Consider the following 17,565-nt stretch of genomic DNA (forward strand, 5'->3'; position numbering starts at 1 on the left):
CGATGCTCAGGCTGACCGTGGCGGTGCTGGTGTCGCCGTCGGCATCGGTGATGGTGTAGCTGAAGCTGTCGGCGCCTTCGGCGCCGGCATTGGCCTGGTAGGTGAAGGTGCCGTCACCGTTGTAGGTCACCGTGCCCTTGGCGGGATCGGTGGTGACGCTGATGCCGGTCAGCAGATCCACGCCATCGGCGCCGGCGGTGTCGTTGGCGAAGACATCGATGTCGACGCTGCCGTCCTCGGCCACGTCGTCCGTCACGCTGTCGTCCCGCGCCGTCGGACCATCGTCGTTGACGTCGATGGTCAGCGTCGCTTCCGGCGAGACGTCGCCGTCGTCGTCACTGACGCGGACCGCGAAGGCGTCCTGCACCTGATCGGCGGCGCCGGTCTGGTCGATGCCGTCATGGTCCAGGGTGTTGTCGTCCAGCGCGTAGCTCCAGCGGCCGTCGGTATCGACCGTCAGCGTGCCGTAGGCGCCCTGCACGGCCGTGCCGTCGGCTGCGATGGTGACCCAGCTGCCGTCGGCGTTCTGCACCTCGAGCTGGGCGAGCGCGTCGCCGCCGGTGCTGATCTGGAACTGGCCACTGGTGGTCGTCGTGCCACCGCCGCTGCCATCGGCGAGCGCCGATTCCGAGACCACATCACCGTCCTGGTTCAGGTCCGGGGTGGCCACCGTGGGCGTGGAGTCCTCGGCGATGCTCAGGCTGACCGTGGCGGTGCTGGTGTCGCCGTCGGCATCGGTGATGGTGTAGCTGAAGCTGTCGGCGCCTTCGGCGCCGGCATTGGCCTGGTAGGTGAAGGTGCCGTCACCGTTGTAGGTCACCGTGCCCTTGGCGGGATCGGTGGTGACGGCGATGCCGGTCAGCAGATCCACGCCGTCGGCCCCGGCGGTGTCGTTGGCGAAGACATCGATGTCGACGCTGCCGTCCTCGGCCACGTCGTCCGTCACGCTGTCGTCCCGCGCCGTCGGACCGTCGTCATTGACGTCGATGGTCAGCGTCGCGGCCGGCGAGACATCACCGTCGTCGTCACTGACGCGGACCGCGAAGGCGTCCTGCACCTGATCGGCGGCGCCGGTCTGGTCGACGCCGTCATGGTCCAGGGTGTTGTCGTCCAGCGTGTACGTCCAGCGGCCATCGGTATCGACCGTCAGTGTGCCGTAGGCGCCCTGCACGGCCGTGCCGTCGGCGGAGATCGGGATCCAGACGCCGCTAGCATCCTGCACCTCGATCAGCTCGAGGGCATCCACGCCGGTATCGATCTGGAAGGCGCCGCTGGCGGTCAGGTTGCCGCCACCGCTGCCATCAGGCAGAGCAGACTCCCAGACCACATCACCATCGCCGTTGAGATCCTGGGTACTCACCGTCGGCGAGTCGTCCTCCTCGGCGACGAAGGCCGGATCGAACTCGACCAGATTCGGCCCCTCGAGCGCATTGACGTCGTAGTTGAAGGCCAACGGGCTGACGTTTTCACTGATGCGCAGCAGACGCACGAAATCGTGACCGCTGTCGCCGCCGCCCGCACCACCGGCTCCGCCGGCCGCGGTGGCATCGAGCCCTTCGAGCAGATCACCCTCACCCTCGTCGATGGCCGCCAGCAACGCTGCGATATCCCCATCCTGGGCGCTGGCCTCCTCGCTGGCCGGCGACTGATCCGACGCGAGGTCCGGCGTCATCACGACCTCTTCACCACCGGCGATGGCGGCCGGCTCGAGACCGTCGCCAAAATCCAGCACGGCTCGCCCGCCATCGGACGTGACCAGGGTCTCCCCTTCCTGCAGCGCGTCGCCGACGCTGAGCTCACGAAGGTTGCCGTCGGCGTCACGAGCCCAGGCCTGGCCGGTAATGGATACCACGGTGGCGATGGTCATCAGTCATTTCCCCTGAGGAGTCACATCAACCGGCGTTCGCAACGGATACACCGGTGGTTAATGACGTAACACTAAGTCAGGGGACCAGCCCCACGGTATTGGACCGAAGGACAGGTAACAGAAACTAACGAGGCAGGACTGAGACACCACCCTGGCAGGGCTCAGGAAACGCCCTGCTCCTGGTGGGAAAGCTTTAGCACGAGCTGCATGCGGTCGCGCACCTCGAGCTTGCGGAACACGGCGCCGAGATGCGCCTTGACGGTTCGCTCGGTAATGCCCAGCAGACGAGCCACCGCCTTGTTGCTGTTGCCCTCCGCGACGGCCACCGCCACGGCACGCTCACGCTGGGTCAGGCGGTCGAGCATCTCATCGCGCAGCCTCTCTTCCCCGCCGAGAGCGCGATAGGCCCCTCCCACCACCTGGGCCATGAGTTCAGGCCCCACCCAGATGCCCTGATGGGCCGTGACCAGGGCCATCTGGTTCAACAGCTCGGGCGGGGACAGCGCATGAGCGTAGCCCCGCGCACCGGCCTCGAGAGAATGGGTCGCCTCGCGGGAGTCCGGGGCATAGCTCAACACACTGACGATAGCCCCGTGCCGCGCTAGCTCCCGCACCAGCACGGGCCAGGTGTCTCCCTGGATGACCACCCAGGCCTGGACCTCGGCCGATGCCATCTCCAGGGCGAAGGACTCGTCGACACAGCACGCATCAGGAAAGGCCTCGCGCCAGCGCGGCATCAGGGCGCTCTCACGACATACGAAGATCTGCTTCATCAACGTTCTCCCAGCGCGTTCTGCCAGCCTCTCAACACCGGCTTGAGCAGATACTGCATCACCGTGCGCTTGCCGGTCAGGATGTCCACCTGCGCGGTCATCCCCGGTATCACGTCCAGTCTCTGGTGCTCGCTGCCGCCTTCCAGGGTACGGACCCGCACCAGATAGAAGGTATCACCCTCGTCATCGGTGATGGTATCGGGGCTGATGTGGACCAGCTCGGCCTCGAGCCCCCCATAGATGGCGAAGTCGTAGGCCGTCAGCTTGATGGTGGCCGGCTGTCCGGGCCTCAGGAAGGCGATATCCTGCGGCGCGATACGCGCCTCGACCAGAAGGGCATCCGCGGTGGGCACGATCTCGACCACCTCCTGACCCGGCTGCACCACGCCACCGAGGGTGTTGAGGGTCAGGCGCTGGACGATGCCGTCCACCGGCGAGCGAATCTCCGCCAGCCTCACGCGATCCTCCAGGCCGGCACTGGATTCATCCAACGCCGCCAGCTCCGCCATCGTCTGGGAAAGCTCCCCCCGCCACTCGTTGCGCTTCTCGAGCGTGACCTCACGCAGCTTCGACTGGGCTTCCTCGATGGAGGACTCCAGGCGCTCGACCTGAGCCGCGGCCTGGTCGCGCTGCCCCCGGGCGCGCGTGACCTCACGCTGAAGCCGGAGCACCTCGACCTCGGAGACCGCTCCGGAATCCAGCAGCGGTCGGGTCAGGTTCAGTTCGCGCCCGGCCATGCCCAGCTCCCGTGCGGCCGTGTCGCGCCGAGACCGGGCTTCATCCAGCTCCGCACGCCGCTGGGACAGTTGCTCCTCGAGGATGCTCTTCTGTTCTTCCAGCGCCTCGAGGTTGTTGCGGTACTGCTCACGCTCCTGGGCGACGATGTCAGGCGCCTCCTCGAGCAGTTCCCGCGACGGCGTGAAGGGCTCATCGGTGACCAAGGCGCGCAGGCGTTCCACTCGCGCCTCGAGCGATTCGGCCTTGGCGCGATTCTCGCGGAAGTTGGCCACGAAACGCGTCGGGTCGATGCGCATCAGCAGCTGCCCCTGGGACACCGATTCGCCCTCTTCGACCAGGATCTCCTGGACGACACCGCCATCGAAGGACTGGACCTTCTGCAGCTGGCTGGAGGGAATCACCCGCCCGGCGCCTCGGGTCACCTCATCCAGCGGCGCGAAGGCCGCCCACACGATCAGCGCCACCACGGCCAGCACCACGGTATAGAGCATCAGGCGAGCGCGCAGCGGCTCCTGCTGGAGCCTGGCCCAGTCGGCATCGCTGGCCCAGTCGCGATCCAGGTGCGCGGACGTGACCCGCCGCGAGAACAGCCGGTCGACGAAGGGACGAAACGGCTTGCCGCCGGTCTCGGAAAAGCGGCCGACGGCCTCGAAGCCACGCTGCTCGGAGGTACGGGCGTCTTCCGTCATGCGCCGGCCCTCCCGATCTGACCCTTGCGCAGGGCCTCGATCACCTTGTCCCTGGGACCGTCGGCCACCACCTTGCCGGCATCGATGACCACGATGCGGTCCACCAGTGACAACAAGGACGTGCGGTGAGTCACGATCAGCATCGTCTTGCCCGCTCCCACTTCCTTCAATCTTGCCTTGAGCGCCTCTTCGGAGGAGTGATCCATGGCGCTGGTGGGCTCGTCGAGCAGCAGGACGCGAGGGTCGTGCACCAGCGCCCGGGCGATGGCCACCTGCTGACGTTGCCCGCCGGACAGGCGCTGGCCGCGCTCGCCCACGTCGAGATCGATGCCATCGGGGTGGCCGTCGACCAGCCCGGAGAGGCCACTGAGATGAATCACCCGCAGCAGCGACTCGTCGTCGACACCATCGCTGCCGGCGCCGGCCAGGATGTTTTCGCGCAGCGAACCATGAAAGAGCGTGACGTCCTGGGGCACATAGCCGAAATGACGACGCAGCTGGACGGGGTCGTACTGACGCACGTCAACGCCATCCAGCCGTACCGCGCCGGCATCGGGTTCGTAGAGCCCCAGCAGCAGCTTGTGCAGCGTGGTCTTGCCGCACCCCACTCGCCCGAGCACGCCGACCTTCTCGCCGGCCTCGAGGTTCAGCGAGACCTCCCGCAGCGCCTCTCGCTGCTCGTCGGGGTAGCGGAAGCCGACCTTGTCGAAGCGCAGCTCGCCTTTCACCACGGGGCGATCGATGTACGGTCGATCCTCGTGGCGCTCCACCGGCAGTGCCATCACGCCATCCAGCGAGCGCAGTGCCGTGGAGGCCTGATGATACTGGGCCAGCAGCGCAGCGGCCTGACTGATCGGGGCCATGGCCCGCGATGACAGCATGTAGGCAGCGATCAACCCGCCCTGGGTCAGCTCGCCAGCGATGATCAGATAGACTCCCGTGATGACGACCGCCACCGCCACGCTGTGCTGCGCCCACAGCGCCACGCTGCTCACCGAGGAGCTGATCAGGCGCAGCTGGGCGGTAGTCCGCGAGAGAAAGGCGGAGGCCCGCTCCCAGATGCCCTGCGCCCGGCTCTCCCCGCGCAGCGCCTTCAGGGTCTCGAGCTGCGAGATCGACTCGACCAGCGTGGCATTGCGCTGCGCACTGGCCCGCCAGGTGGTCTCGGACAGCTCGTGCAGCTTGCCCTGCGCCGCCAGCGCATAGAGCAGCACGAAGACGATGCCCACCAGCACCGGAATCACCAGGGGCGGACCGATCAGGGCGATGATGGCGGCGAACAGCAGCACGAACGGTAGATCGACCAGCCCGACCACCGTGGCCGAACCGATGAAGGCGCGCACCGATTCGAAGGACTGCAGCATGGCGGCGAAGGAACCGGTGGAAGACGGCCGCGCGGCCATCTTGAGACCGAGCACCTGCGACATCAGCGACGACGAGAGCTTGACGTCGGCCCGGCTCGCGGCCAGGTCCACGAAGGCGCCGCGCATCAGCCGAAGCGCCAGATCGAAGCACAGCACCACGAAGACGCCGATCGCCAGCACCCACAGCGACTCGGTGGCGTGATTGGGCACCACCCGATCATAGATGTTAAGCACGAACAGCGGCATGGCCAGGGCGAAGAGGTTGATCACCACCGACCCGGCGAGCACGTCGCGGTAGAGCCGGCGGTTCTCGCGAATGACGCCCCAGAACCAGTGTCGGTCGCGCTTGCGCTCGACCTCGGGGCCGCGTGCATCGAAGCGAAAGCGGGGCCTGACATAGATGGCCTGGCCACTGTAGCTGGCCTGCAGGCCGTCCAGGTCAACCTCGGTTGCCGCCTCGCCGAGCTCCGGGAAGATCACCCGGGCACGGCGCGCCTTGAGATCCAGCGCCAGCAGCACGCAGGCGCGTCCCGGCTCGAGCAGCAGCACGGCGGGAAACAGCGCGGGATTGAGCTGTACCAGGCGCGAACGGACGATCCGCGCCGACAGCCCGGCACGAGCGGCGGCACGCGGAAAGACGCCCGGCGTCAGGCGCCCTTCCTCCAGCGGCAGGCCCGCCGTCAAGGCATCGGCACTGACGTCATGTTCGTGGGCCAGCGCAATGTTCCGCAGGCATTCGAGCAGCTCGTCCCGAACGGCAGACCTGGCCCCGCTGCCATCATCGAGCGCTTCACGTTGTGTCAATTCTCACCCCTGCGTCGAAACGATAGAGCGACGTCGGTCGAGCCGGGCTCGACCGACACCCACCTCATGCTCTAAGGCCGATAGGCGGCCATGTCGAGATTCTCGCCGGCACGCTCCAGGGTGACCTCCACGCGGCGGTTCTGCCGACGGCCATCCACGGTGTCGTTGGACGCCACCGGCCGGCGTGAGCCGAAGCCCTCGGTCTGGATCAGCGAGGCATCCACGCCCTGCGTGACCAGATAATCACCGACGCTCCGGGCACGACGCCGAGACAGCGGGTCGTTGATGGCGTCATTGCCAGTGGCATCGGCATGGCCGGCGATGTAGACGCGCACCAGGTCGTTGCGGCCGCGGATCTGCTCGGCGAGCCGACGCAGCTCATCGCGCGATGCCATGCTCAGTTCGGCGCTGTTGATCTCGAACAGGGCGTCCGCCGAGAGCGTGACGTCCGGCGCGCGGGTCGGCGGCGCCGTGATGCCGCCGGTGAAGTCGGCCAGGGTGAAGCCGGTGGGCCCCGACGTCGGACAGATGGTCTCGGGATCGAGGGAGACCCCATCGCTGCCGAGCTCGGCCAGGGTCGGCATGTCGTCGCGACGCACCTCCAGGGTCTGCATCAGCTGCCCCATGGCAGCCAGGGTGCGGGCATCGGCCAGGTCGACGTCATAGCGGGCATCGGTATAGGCGCGGCTGGCCTCGAAGTATTCGTTCTCGGTATCCAGCACGTCCAGCAGGCTACGCTGGCCGATGTCGAACTGCTGCTGGTAGGCGCCACGCACGCGGTCGGTAGAGAGCCGATGCTGGTTGAGATACTCGAGCTGCTCGCGCAGCCGCTGGGTGTCGTTGTAGGCGATCTGGGTGGTCTGGCGCACGTCGACGCAGGCCTTCTCGCGCAGGTTGATGGCCTGCTCGACCCGCTCACTGGCGGCACGGAAACTGGCCAGGTCGCTGCCACCGCGGTACAGGTTCATGCTCGCCACCAGTTCGATGCTGCTGCGGTCCTGTCGCTCGTCGACGTCGTCGAGGGAGCCGCTGTCACTGTCCTTGTAGGTGCCGCTGCGGGCGACCAGGTCGAGCGTCGGATGGAAGGCGGCGCGCTCGCCGCTCCTTGCCGCCCGAGAGGCCGCGATGTTCTCGATCGCGGCATGAAACTCCGGATTGCCCTGGAAGGCCAGATCCAGCGCCGACGCCACGTCTGCGGGCAGTCGACCGGCGAAGTCCGGCGCCGGCGCCAGCGAGGCCGCCGGCAGGCCGCCGACGATACGCTGGAAGCGAGCCGTCACGTCATGCAGGTTGGAGGCCTCGGTCATCAGGTTGGATTCGGCCAGCGCCAGGCGTCCGCTGATCTGCTCGAGATCGACCCCACGGCCGGCCCCGGAGAGCGTGCGCTCCTCGATCTGATTGAAGACCTCCAGGTGCTTGGCGTAGTTTTCCTGAGCCAGGCGGACCAGTGCCCGGTAGCGCTGCACATCCAGATAGGCGCGCGCGGCCTCCAGCGAGGTCTGCTCGCTGGCGTCGAGAAGTTCGTAGTAGCGCACCAGCTCGGCGCGATCGAGACGCTCCACCTCGCTGCTGGTGGCGAAACCGTCATAGATCATCTGCGTCAGCGCCACCTCGGCATAGTCGGTATCGAAGCTGCCACGACCGTCGTACTCACGATCCTCCCGCCCCACACCGGCGTTGACGTCCACGCTGGGCAGATAATTCCCCCAGGCGGCACGGCGATCCTGCCCCGAGGCCCGAAGCTCGCGCCAGGCCGCCCGCACCTCGGGATTGGTGCTGATCGCCTGCTGCACGACGCTTTGCAGATCGCTGCTCCCCGGGGACATCAACCCTTGGGGCAGGGACTGGGCGACGGCCGAGGCGATGGGCAGCAGGGCGAGGCCTGCCCCCACGGCAAGGCCGCGGACGATGCGCGCTCGCGCGACGCGCGAAGAGAGTTTGACGCTAGTGCGTTTCATGGCAGTTCCCACCCCTTGCTGAGCCGGCATCAAAAACACGCGGCTACTGTTCGTTATTGTGCCGACTGAGGCCCTCCCTGATCAGGCGGGCTCCAGCCATGGCGATCTTGATCCTTTCTTCGGCTGCAGGGCAATCAGGCGAAAAGATCAGCCACTGCGATGAACGTATTACCACAATCTCTGTAACATATAGTAACCAAAAAGCCGTGATGCGCCAGTAGGTCGCCATGGTGTTTCTGTATGAATTTTGCCAACCGCTATGTAATCCATGACTTACCAAGGGGTCGGTGTACCGGCCGCTCTCGCTGGCAAGCCCAAACGTGCTATCGTCAGCGCCATCAGTCACACGGCCCGCCCAAGGAGAATCGGCATGTCGTCATCGGAGATCCAGAAGACTCGTGTCATCAATGAGCTACGCAGCTTCATCAAGAAGCTGCTGCAGGACCCCAAGATCCTGGAGCAGTCGCTGACGATCGCCCGGGAACGTCTCGGCGAGGGCGACCAGACCCAGGTCATGGCCCAGATCGCCAACGAGATTTCCGACACCACCAGCGTGCACATCCCGGAAGATCCCAAGGAACACTCCGAGGCCGACCGGCTGTTCCTGGAACTGCTCAAGGAAGTGGTGCGGGAGGAACAGGCCCTCTACTGAGCCTCTACCCGCCCCCGGTCGGGGGCGGCCATTCGCTGCACCGCCTCCCTCGACCTGCGCGCGCTCCCGCTCGCTGGTACAATGCGCGCCCTTTTGCCACGCCCCGCTTCAACGCCGCCTCGCATGCTCTATCTCCTCAAGCTTCACCCCGAGATCACCATCAAGTCCCGTTCGGTCCGTCAGCAGATGACGCGCTGCCTGACGGCCAATATCCGCAATACCCTGCGCCGCCTGGATGAGCGCGTGCGGGTCAAGGACCAGTGGGACGCCATCCGCGTGCGCCTGCCGGAGGGTCTCGACGCAGACACCACGTCCGCCCTCGAGGACAGCCTGACCCGCATCCCCGGCATCCAGCAGGTGCTGGCCACCGAAGAACGCCGGTTCGACTCGCTGGAGCAGGCCGCCGACCATATCGTGCCACTGTGGGGCCCGCTGATCGCCGGTCGCAGCTTCCGGGTCCAGGCCAAGCGGCGCGGGGAACACGATTTCACCTCGGCGGACATGGAGCGTTATCTCGGCGGTCGCCTGCTGGACGCCACCCCCAATGCCCGCGTCGACCTCAAGCACCCCGAGGTGGTCGTGCCGGTGGAGCTCGCCGACCAGCGCCTGCAGGTGATCCGCGCCCGCTGGAAGGGGCTCGGCGGCTATCCCCTGGGCGTACAGGGCCAGGCCCTGGCGCTGATGTCCGGCGGCTTCGATTCGCCGGTGGCGGCCTGGAAGATGATCCGCCGCGGCGTGAAGACCCACTTCCTGTTCTTCAATCTGGGGGGGCCGGCCCACGAGGCCGGCGTGCGCGAGGTCAGCCACCACCTGTGGGAGCGCTATGGCGTCTCCCACAAGGTGAAGTTCATCTCGGTGCCCTTCGACGGCGTGGTGGGCGAGATCCTGCGCACCATCCCGGATGGCCTGATGGGGGTGGTACTCAAGCGCCTGATGATCCGCGCCGCCAATCGCATGGCCCAGCGGCTGCGCATCCCGGCGCTGGTCACCGGCGAGGCCATCGCCCAGGTCTCCAGCCAGACCCTGGCCAACCTGGCGGTGATCGACGACGTCAGCGAGCGCCCGATCCTGCGCCCGGTACTCACCGACGACAAGCAGGACATCATCGACCGGGCCCGGCAGATAGACACCGCCCGCATCGCCGAATCGATGCCCGAGTACTGCGGCGTGATCTCGCGGCGCCCGCATAACAAGGCACCGCTGGACGACGTGCTGGCCGCCGAGCGCGAATTCGATGGTCGGGTACTGGACGACGCCATCGAGGCCGCCGTCATCAAGCGCATCGATGAGGTGCTGGAACGCGAAACGGCGCCGGCCGAGGTCGCGATGGTGCAGACGCCCGAGGAGCTCGCCTCGCTCGACACGCCCTGCATCATCGACATCCGTCGCGCCGACGAGCGCGAGGCCGCCCCCCTGGCGCTGCCCGAGGCCGTCGCTCGGGTGCCACTGATCGAGATCCCCTTCTACGAGCTGCAGGACCGGGCCCCCGAGCTCGATGCGGACCGGCACTATCTGCTGTACTGCGACCAGGGCGTGATGAGCCGCATGCAGGCGCTTCACCTCGCCGACCGCGGCCTGCATCACTTCGGCGTCTATCAGGACCGTCCCGACGCCTGAGGCCCCGGTTCCCGCGGGCGTTAGCCCTATTTTCCTAGTCGTCGATGGAGCAATCTCCTACCCGAGACTCAGGCAGCCCCCGCGGTGTCCCACTATAGTGAGGACACTTCACTCCGTGGGTTGCCTGATATGGATATGGGTTCCAATCCGCCGTCCAGACATCACCCGCTCGCTCGCCTTGCCGATAGCCTCGAAGCGCTCGAGGCATCCGCGGGGCCGGACGAATGGCGAGACGACATACTGGCACTGGTCGAGCGACTGTTCGGTCATGCCCCGATCATGATCGACGGGTTCGATGAACAGGGGCACTGTATCCTCTGGAACCATCAGTGCGAACGGGTCTTCGGCTGGACGGCCGAAGAGGTAATGAAACACCCCGACCCCCTGGCACTGTTCTATCCCGATCCGGCGGAATACCAGGCGGTCGTGGCCGGCCTGTCGTCCAGTGACGGCTCGCAGTTTCAGGAGTGGACACCGACGACCCGTGAAGGACAACGGCTCACCACCCTGTGGGCCAACGTCGCCCTGCCAGGCGGCGGCATGATCTGCATCGGCCACGACATCACCGAACAGCGCCAGGCGGAGAACCAGCGGCGTCTCGCCGCCAGCGTCTTCGCCTCAAGCTCCGACGCCATCATGATCACCGATGCCGAACGGCGCATCTGCGACACCAACGCTGCTTTCACGCGCATCACCGGCTATGCCAGGCAAGACGTGCTGGGCCTGACCCCCGCCATGCTGGGCACCGCTCAGCATGACCCGGAAACCTACGAGGCGATCTGCCGCCATCTGGACACGGAAGGCAGCTGGAAGGGCGAGATCCTCGGCTACCGGCGCAACGGCGAGGCCTACCCGCTGATGCTCTCGGCCTCGGTGGTACGCGACGACCAGGGCCGGGCACTCCACTACGTCGCCACCTTCTCCGACATCACCCACCTCAAGCGCCACCAGGACGAACTGCATCACCTGGCACGACACGACGTGCTGACCGAGCTGCCCAATCGCCGCCACTTCACCGAGCACCTCACGGGCGCGCTGCCACGGGCCCGTCGTGACGACACGCTGCTGGCGGTGTGCTTCCTCGATCTGGACGGTTTCAAGCCGATCAATGACCGGCTGGGCCATGCGGCTGGCGATCAGGTGCTGATCACGATCAGCCAGCGGCTACGCGAGGCCATTCGCGCCGGCGATGTGCTCGCCCGGCTGGGCGGCGACGAGTTCGCCCTGCTGCTGACCGACCTGGAAGACCGCGAGGAGTGCCTGCGGATCGTCGAGCGAGTCCGCCACCTCATCGCCAGGCCCATCCCCCTGGACGACGCACTGGTACGCATCTCCACCAGCATCGGCATCACCCTGTTTCCCCAGGATGATGCGGAGGCGGGCATCCTGCTGCGTCACGCCGATCAGGCCATGTATTGCGCCAAGCGCGGTGGCAAGAACCGCTATGCCTTGTTTGACCCCGAAGAGCGCGAGGATTCGTTACCCGGCCGTCGACGCCTGGATCGCCTCGAGCAGGCCTTACGCGACGACGAGTTTCGGCTTCACTATCAGCCCAGGGTCGATCTGCACAGCGGTGAGGTCTGTGGCCTCGAGGCCCTGATTCGCTGGGAGCATCCCGAGCATGGCCTCCTGGCCCCCGATGAGTTCCTGCCCCAGCTGCTCGGCAGTCGTCTCGAGGCGCCCCTCGGCGAATGGGTGATCGAACGGGTCCTGCATCAGCTCGCGGACTGGCAGCACCAGGGGCTCGCCCTGCGCATCAGCTTCAATGCCAGCGCCAACGACCTGGCCCTGCCCGAGTTCTGCGATCGGCTGACGGCGGCCCTGGCGCGCTACCCCGGGCTGGACCGGCGCCTGCTGGAGGTCGAGTTCCAGGAAAGCGCCGCGGTAGCGGATATCGATGCCATCACCCATACGCTCCAGCATTGCCGCCACTCGGGCCTGCGCATCGCCCTGGACGACTTCGGCACCGGCTACTCGTCGCTCGCTCATCTGCGCGAGCTGCCCATCGACACCCTCAAGATCGACAAGCGCTTCGTCGGTGCCATCCTGGAGGACGAGCGCGACGCCGCCCTGGTCCAGAGCATCATCCAGATCGGCGCACGGCTCGGGCTCGACGTAATCGCCGAAGGCGCCGAGTCGCCCGCACACTGCCAGCGGCTGCTCGAACTGGGCGCCTCACAGGCCCAGGGCTACGCCATCGCCCACCCCATGCCCGCCGAACGCATCCCGCCTTGGCTCGCGAGCCGGGCCAAGGGGCCTCACTGACCGCCCCGCTCGCGTTCGTCACGCACGCCGCGCGGGGCGGCGACGCCCCATTCAGACCGCCTGTGGCACGGCCCGAGCCCGAGCCGGCAAGGGCCCGGGCGGATGCAGCCGGCGAGGAAAATGCTACAATCCGGAGCCTGATTTCACGGATATCCGCATGACGGCCTCGACTTCGCCCAGGCGTCGAGTCGGCCGCCGTGCTCCACGTCTACGGGAACCTCTGAGCCACCATGTCGAACACCGCCCCGCGCAAGATCCTGGTCACCAGCGCCCTGCCCTACGCCAACGGCGCCATCCACCTGGGCCACCTGCTGGAATACATCCAGACCGACATCTGGGTGCGCTTCCAGAAGAGTCGCGGCCATGACTGCCACTACGTCTGCGCCGACGATGCCCACGGTACTGCCATCATGCTGCGCGCCGAGCAGGAGGGCATCACCTCCCAGGCGCTGATCGATCGCGTCAGCCAGGAGCATCAGGCCGACTTCTCGCGCTTCGGGGTCGCGTTCGACAACTATCACTCGACTCACTCCGAGGAAAATCGCCACTTCAGCGAGCTGATCTACACTCGCCTGCGCGACCAGGGCCACATCGCCACCCGCGACATCGAGCAGATGTACGATCCGGAAAAGGGCCTGTTCCTGGCCGACCGCTTCATCAAGGGCACCTGCCCGAAGTGCAAGGCCGAGGATCAATATGGCGACAACTGCGAGGCCTGCGGTGCCACCTACACCCCGGCCGAGCTGATCGACCCGGTCTCGGCGATCTCCGGCGCCACTCCGGAAGTGCGCAGCTCCACGCACTACTTCTTCAAGCTGCCCGACTTCGCGGCCTTCCTGCAGGGCTGGATCAACGACGACCACGTCCAGCCACAGATCCGCAACAAGCTGATGGAGTGGTTCGAGTCAGGCTTCAACGAGTGGGACATCTCCCGCGATGCGCCCTACTTCGGCTTCGAGATCCCCGATGCCCCGGGCAAGTACTTCTATGTCTGGCTGGATGCCCCGATCGGCTACCTGGCCAGCTTCAAGAACCTCTGCGAGCGCGAGGGCCTCGACTTCGACGCCTACTGGCGCGAGGACTCCGACGCCGAGGTCTATCACTTCATCGGCAAGGACATCGTCTACTTCCACGCCCTGTTCTGGCCGGCCATGCTGCACGGCGCCGGCATGCGCACGCCGACCGCGGTGAACTGCCACGGCTTCGTCACCGTCAATGGCGCCAAGATGTCCAAGTCGCGCGGTACCTTCATCAAGGCCGCGACCTATGCCGAGCATCTGAATCCCGAGTACCTGCGCTACTACTTCGCCGCCAAGCTGACCGCCGGCGTCGATGACCTGGACCTCAACCTCGAGGACTTCGCCCAGCGCGTGAACTCGGACCTGGTCGGCAAGGTCGTCAACATCGCCAGCCGCTGCGCCGGCTTCGTCAAGAAGCTCGGCGGCGGCAAGCTCTCGGCCCACTGCGCCGAGCCCCAGCGCGTCGCCCGCTTCGTCGCCGCCGGCGACGAGATCGCCGAGTCGTTCGAGGCCCGCGAGTTCGGCCGCGCCATGCGCAAGGTGATGGAACTCGCCGACGAGGCCAACACCTACATCGCCGAGGCCGAGCCCTGGGTGCTGGCCAAGCAGGAGGGCCGCGAGCAGGAAGTGCTCGATATCTGCTCGGTGGGCATCAACCTGTTCCGCCAGCTGATGGTCTACCTGGCCCCGGTGCTGCCCGAGATGGCCGAGGGCGCCCGCGCCTTCCTGAAGCTCGATTCCCTGGACTGGGACAGCCGGCAGGAACTGCTGGTCGATCATGAGATCGCCAAGTTCAAGCCGCTGATGACCCGGGTCGAACGTGACCGCATCGACGCCATGATCGAAGCGTCCAAGGAGGATCTGGTGGAAGAACAGAAGCTCAAGGAAACCCCCAAGGGTCCGCTGGCCGACACCCCCATCGCCGAGACGATCGACTTCGGCGACTTCGCCAAGGTCGACCTGCGCATCGCGCGCATCGCCAAGGCGGAATACGTCGAGGGCGCCGACAAGCTGCTGCAGCTGACCCTGGACCTGGGCGGCGAGACCCGCAACGTCTTCGCCGGCATCCGCAAGGCCTACGCCCCGGAGGCCCTGGAGGGCCACCTGACGGTGATGGTCGCCAACCTCGCGCCGCGCAAGATGCGCTTCGGCGTCTCCGAAGGCATGGTACTGGCCGCCGGCGACGACGACGGCATCTACCTGCTGGAGCCTCACTCCGGCGCCCAGCCCGGCCAGCGCGTGAGCTGATCCGGGCATGACGCAGCCCGCCCTGATCGAGGCCGTCGACGCCGCCTTGCCGCAGACCCAGTGCGGCAAGTGCGGCCACGACGGCTGCCGTCCCTACGCCGAGGCCATCGCGGAAGGCGAGGCGATCAACCGCTGTCCGCCCGGCGGCCAGGCCACCGTGGTGCGACTGGCCGAACTGACCGGCCGCGCCGAGGTGCCGCTGGAGCAGCCCGCCCAGTCGCCGCTGGTGGCGCGGATTCGCGAGGCCGAGTGCATCGGCTGCACCAAGTGCATCCAGGCCTGCCCGGTGGACGCCATCCTCGGCGCCGCCAAGCACATGCACACGGTGATCGAGGCCGAGTGCACCGGCTGCGAACTCTGCGTGGCCCCCTGCCCGGTCGACTGCATCGACCTGCTGCCGCATCCGGACTGGCAGGCCGCCGACAGCGAGGCCGAGCAGGACGCCTACCTGGCCCGACGCGCCGAGCGCGGCCGTCGCCGCTTCGAGGCGCGCAACGCGCGTCTCGTCCGCGAGGAAGACGCCCGGCGTGAGCGTCGTCGCCAGCGCAGCGCCAGGCAGGCCGCGCCGGCCCGGTCGCCCCATCAGGCCCAGCCACAGGCGCCCACGGCACCGTCCCAGGCGCCGGCGGCGTCGTCCAGTGCCCTGCGCGCCAGTCGGGTCAGCCTGGTCGCCAGCCTCAAGCGACTGGATCGCCAGCGCCAGGCGAGCGATCTCGCGCCCGACAAGCGCGACGAGCTCGAGCGTCGCGATGCGGAGCTTCGCGAGCGCCTGGCCGACGTCGATCGCCAGCTCGCGGGGGCCGACGGCCCCCAGGCATCGAACGACGATGCGGACAAGAGCGCCCGGCAGGCCGAGCGTCAGCGTCGCTTCGCCGTCAACGCGGCCGAACAGGCCAGGCGTCGCGCCCGCCAGCAGCTGGCTCATGCCGAACGCCAGCGCGACGACGAGGCCATCGCCGCCGCCCACGAGCAGATCGAGCGCGCCGAGCACATGCTCGCCGAGGCGCGAGCCGCCCTTGCGCCCGCCTCCCACTGATCCCAAGCGGCCATCCCATGAACGCCCAGAAACGCCAGCAGATCTTCACTCGCCTGCGCGAGCACAATCCCGAACCCACCACCGAGCTGAACTGGTCGACGCCCTTCGAGCTGCTCGCCGCGGTGCTGATGTCGGCCCAGGCCACCGACGTGGGCGTCAACAAGGCCACCGACCGACTGTTTCCGGTGGCCAACACCCCGGCCGCCATCCTCGAGCTGGGGCTGGACGGCCTGAAGGAACACATCAAGACCATCGGCCTGTACAACACCAAGGCCGAGAACCTGATGAAGACCTGCCGCATCCTGATGGATCGGCACGGTGGCGAGGTCCCGCGAACCCGCAAGGCGCTCGAGGCGCTGCCCGGCGTCGGCCGCAAGACCGCCAACGTCATCCTCAACACCGCCTTCGGTGAGCCGACCATCGCCGTGGACACCCATATCTTCCGGGTCTCCAACCGCACCGGCATCGCCAAGGGCAAGGACGTGGTCGAGGTGGAGCAGAAGCTGCTTCGCCACGTGCCCAGGGAATTCCGCCAGGACGCCCACCACTGGCTGATCCTGCACGGTCGCTACACCTGCGTGGCGCGCAAACCGCGCTGTGGCAGCTGCGTGATCGAGGATCTGTGCGAATTCCCGGACAAGGTGGACCTGTAGGCGCTCTTCACCCACCACCCAACGCGCCGGACATGACCGGCCTGGGAGACGCTGGATGGCCCTGCTCCAATCGCTGCTGCTGCCCCCGCTGCTCAACGCCTGGCTGATCCTGATCGGGGGCCTGCTGTGGATGCGCCTGCAGGTGATCGGCGGGCTGATGGTCGCGTTGGGCCTGGGCAGCCTGGTCGTGCTCGCCACCCCGACGGCCAGTCATGCCCTGCGCCAGGGGCTGGAACCCCCGCCGCTCGCCGCCGGCGCCCTCATGGACGGCGCCCAGGGGGAACGAGCTAGCGCCATCGTGATTCTCGGCGGCGGCCGTGACTATGACGCCCCCGAATTCGGCTGGGGCGATGCCCCCTCCAACGCCAGCTGGCGACGCCTGGCCTACGGCGCCTGGCTGCATCGTCAGAGCGACCTGCCGATCCTGGTCAGCGGCGGTCGGGTCCATGACGAACACAGCGCCGAGGCCAGCCTGATGGCCGCCGCCCTGCGCGAGGTGTTCGACGTCCCAGTCCGCTGGCGGGAAGGCGGCAGCGCCAATACGGCGGACAACGCGCGGCGAAGCGCCGAGATGCTCACCGCCGAAGGCATCGACCATGTGGCGCTGGTGTCCCAGGCCTGGCACCTCCCGCGCGCCACGGCCGAGTTCGAGCGCGCGGGCCTTGCCGTCACGCCGGCCCCCACCGAGTTCGCCAGTCCTCCTCCCGGTGGCTCCCTGGCCTGGCGGCCCAGCGCCTATCACCTGCATCAGAGCACCCGCGCCCTGCATGAATGGCTGGGGCGCGGTGCGCAATGGCTGAAAGCCACCCTGTTGCCGCCCTGACACGACAACGCCGCGGCTCGGCCGCGGCGTTGTTCCTCCTGGGAGCCAGGGCTCGTCGA

13 protein-coding genes are annotated in these 17,565 nt (G+C 67.3%); 7 read left to right on the top strand and 6 right to left on the bottom strand.

Annotated elements, in window-relative coordinates; genetic code table 11:
• The 5 genes from ACGTNF_RS04310 to ACGTNF_RS04330 all read right to left on the bottom strand — a co-directional run.
• Nucleotides 1-1,867 (bottom strand): retention module-containing protein (locus ACGTNF_RS04310; RefSeq protein WP_394600585.1); only part of this gene is annotated, 1,867 nt, incomplete at its 3' end.
• Nucleotides 1,868-2,028: 161 nt separating this feature from the next.
• Nucleotides 2,029-2,640: a response regulator transcription factor gene (locus ACGTNF_RS04315; RefSeq protein WP_394600586.1), complete on the bottom strand. Its 612-nt coding sequence runs from the start codon at nucleotides 2,638-2,640 to the stop codon at nucleotides 2,029-2,031.
• Nucleotides 2,640-4,067: an HlyD family type I secretion periplasmic adaptor subunit gene (locus tag ACGTNF_RS04320; RefSeq protein WP_394600587.1), complete on the bottom strand. Its 1,428-nt coding sequence runs from the start codon at nucleotides 4,065-4,067 to the stop codon at nucleotides 2,640-2,642. Before ACGTNF_RS04320 ends, ACGTNF_RS04315 begins: the two co-directional genes overlap by 1 nt.
• Complete coding sequence (locus tag ACGTNF_RS04325; protein ID WP_394600588.1) at nucleotides 4,064-6,235, bottom strand: type I secretion system permease/ATPase; 2,172 nt, start codon at nucleotides 6,233-6,235, stop codon at nucleotides 4,064-4,066. The genes ACGTNF_RS04320 and ACGTNF_RS04325 overlap by 4 nt, the downstream gene beginning before the upstream one ends.
• Before the next feature lie 71 nt (nucleotides 6,236-6,306).
• The gene (locus tag ACGTNF_RS04330; protein ID WP_394600589.1) at nucleotides 6,307-8,193 is read right to left on the bottom strand and encodes a TolC family outer membrane protein; all 1,887 of its coding nucleotides are present in this window, start codon (nucleotides 8,191-8,193) and stop codon (nucleotides 6,307-6,309) included.
• Nucleotides 8,194-8,563: 370 nt separating this feature from the next.
• On the opposite strand from ACGTNF_RS04330, the gene ACGTNF_RS04335 reads away from it, so the two are divergent.
• Both ACGTNF_RS04335 and thiI read left to right on the top strand, forming a co-directional pair.
• Complete coding sequence (locus tag ACGTNF_RS04335; RefSeq protein ID WP_016855562.1) at nucleotides 8,564-8,845, top strand: hypothetical protein; 282 nt, start codon at nucleotides 8,564-8,566, stop codon at nucleotides 8,843-8,845.
• Nucleotides 8,846-8,968: 123 nt separating this feature from the next.
• Entirely contained in the window at nucleotides 8,969-10,462 is a 1,494-nt protein-coding gene (gene thiI / locus ACGTNF_RS04340) for a tRNA uracil 4-sulfurtransferase ThiI (protein WP_394600590.1), read from the top strand.
• A 108-nt stretch (nucleotides 10,463-10,570) separates the two neighbouring features.
• Here thiI and ACGTNF_RS04345 read toward each other — a convergent pair whose 3' ends face one another.
• Complete coding sequence (locus tag ACGTNF_RS04345; RefSeq protein WP_394601085.1) at nucleotides 10,571-10,837, bottom strand: hypothetical protein; 267 nt, start codon at nucleotides 10,835-10,837, stop codon at nucleotides 10,571-10,573.
• Here ACGTNF_RS04345 and ACGTNF_RS04350 point away from each other — a divergent pair.
• The 5 genes from ACGTNF_RS04350 (at nucleotide 10,742) to ACGTNF_RS04370 (ending at nucleotide 17,506) form a co-directional block, all read left to right on the top strand.
• On the top strand, nucleotides 10,742-12,727 hold the full coding sequence (locus ACGTNF_RS04350; protein ID WP_394600591.1) for a sensor domain-containing protein: 1,986 nt from the start codon (nucleotides 10,742-10,744) through the stop codon (nucleotides 12,725-12,727). The two genes, ACGTNF_RS04345 and ACGTNF_RS04350, sit on opposite strands and share 96 nt — an antisense overlap.
• Nucleotides 12,728-12,957: 230 nt before the next feature.
• Nucleotides 12,958-14,994 carry a methionine--tRNA ligase gene (metG, locus tag ACGTNF_RS04355; protein ID WP_394600592.1) on the top strand — a complete coding sequence of 679 codons (2,037 nt, stop codon included), beginning with the start codon at nucleotides 12,958-12,960 and terminating at the stop codon, nucleotides 14,992-14,994.
• Nucleotides 14,995-15,001: 7 nt separating this feature from the next.
• Nucleotides 15,002-16,030, top strand: a complete 1,029-nt coding sequence (locus ACGTNF_RS04360; RefSeq protein WP_394600593.1) for an RnfABCDGE type electron transport complex subunit B — start codon at nucleotides 15,002-15,004, stop codon at nucleotides 16,028-16,030.
• 17 nt (nucleotides 16,031-16,047) lie between these two features.
• A complete protein-coding gene (gene nth / locus ACGTNF_RS04365) occupies nucleotides 16,048-16,683 on the top strand; it encodes an endonuclease III (protein ID WP_394600594.1) in 636 nt (211 codons plus the stop codon).
• A gap of 55 nt (nucleotides 16,684-16,738) precedes the next feature.
• Nucleotides 16,739-17,506: a YdcF family protein gene (locus tag ACGTNF_RS04370; protein ID WP_394600595.1), complete on the top strand. Its 768-nt coding sequence runs from the start codon at nucleotides 16,739-16,741 to the stop codon at nucleotides 17,504-17,506.
• The last annotated feature ends 59 nt before the right edge of the window (nucleotides 17,507-17,565 follow it).

It is taken from the genome of Halomonas sp. B23F22_10 (assembly GCF_043496975.1).
Taxonomy (GTDB): Bacteria; Pseudomonadota; Gammaproteobacteria; order Pseudomonadales; family Halomonadaceae; genus Halomonas; species Halomonas smyrnensis.

Excerpts from the sequence above, each read along its gene's own strand:
- ACGTNF_RS04315 (WP_394600586.1), bottom strand. The coding sequence starts at position 2,640 with ATGAAGCAGATCTTCGTATGTCGTGAGAGCGCCCTGATGCCGCGCTGG.
- ACGTNF_RS04320 (WP_394600587.1), bottom strand. The coding sequence starts at position 4,067 with ATGACGGAAGACGCCCGTACCTCCGAGCAGCGTGGCTTCGAGGCCGTC.
- ACGTNF_RS04330 (WP_394600589.1), bottom strand. The coding sequence starts at position 8,193 with ATGAAACGCACTAGCGTCAAACTCTCTTCGCGCGTCGCGCGAGCGCGC.
- ACGTNF_RS04335 (WP_016855562.1), top strand. The coding sequence starts at position 8,564 with ATGTCGTCATCGGAGATCCAGAAGACTCGTGTCATCAATGAGCTACGC.
- thiI (WP_394600590.1), top strand. The coding sequence starts at position 8,969 with ATGCTCTATCTCCTCAAGCTTCACCCCGAGATCACCATCAAGTCCCGT.
- ACGTNF_RS04350 (WP_394600591.1), top strand. The coding sequence starts at position 10,742 with ATGATCGACGGGTTCGATGAACAGGGGCACTGTATCCTCTGGAACCAT.
- metG (WP_394600592.1), top strand. The coding sequence starts at position 12,958 with ATGTCGAACACCGCCCCGCGCAAGATCCTGGTCACCAGCGCCCTGCCC.
- ACGTNF_RS04360 (WP_394600593.1), top strand. The coding sequence starts at position 15,002 with ATGACGCAGCCCGCCCTGATCGAGGCCGTCGACGCCGCCTTGCCGCAG.
- nth (WP_394600594.1), top strand. The coding sequence starts at position 16,048 with ATGAACGCCCAGAAACGCCAGCAGATCTTCACTCGCCTGCGCGAGCAC.
- ACGTNF_RS04370 (WP_394600595.1), top strand. The coding sequence starts at position 16,739 with ATGGCCCTGCTCCAATCGCTGCTGCTGCCCCCGCTGCTCAACGCCTGG.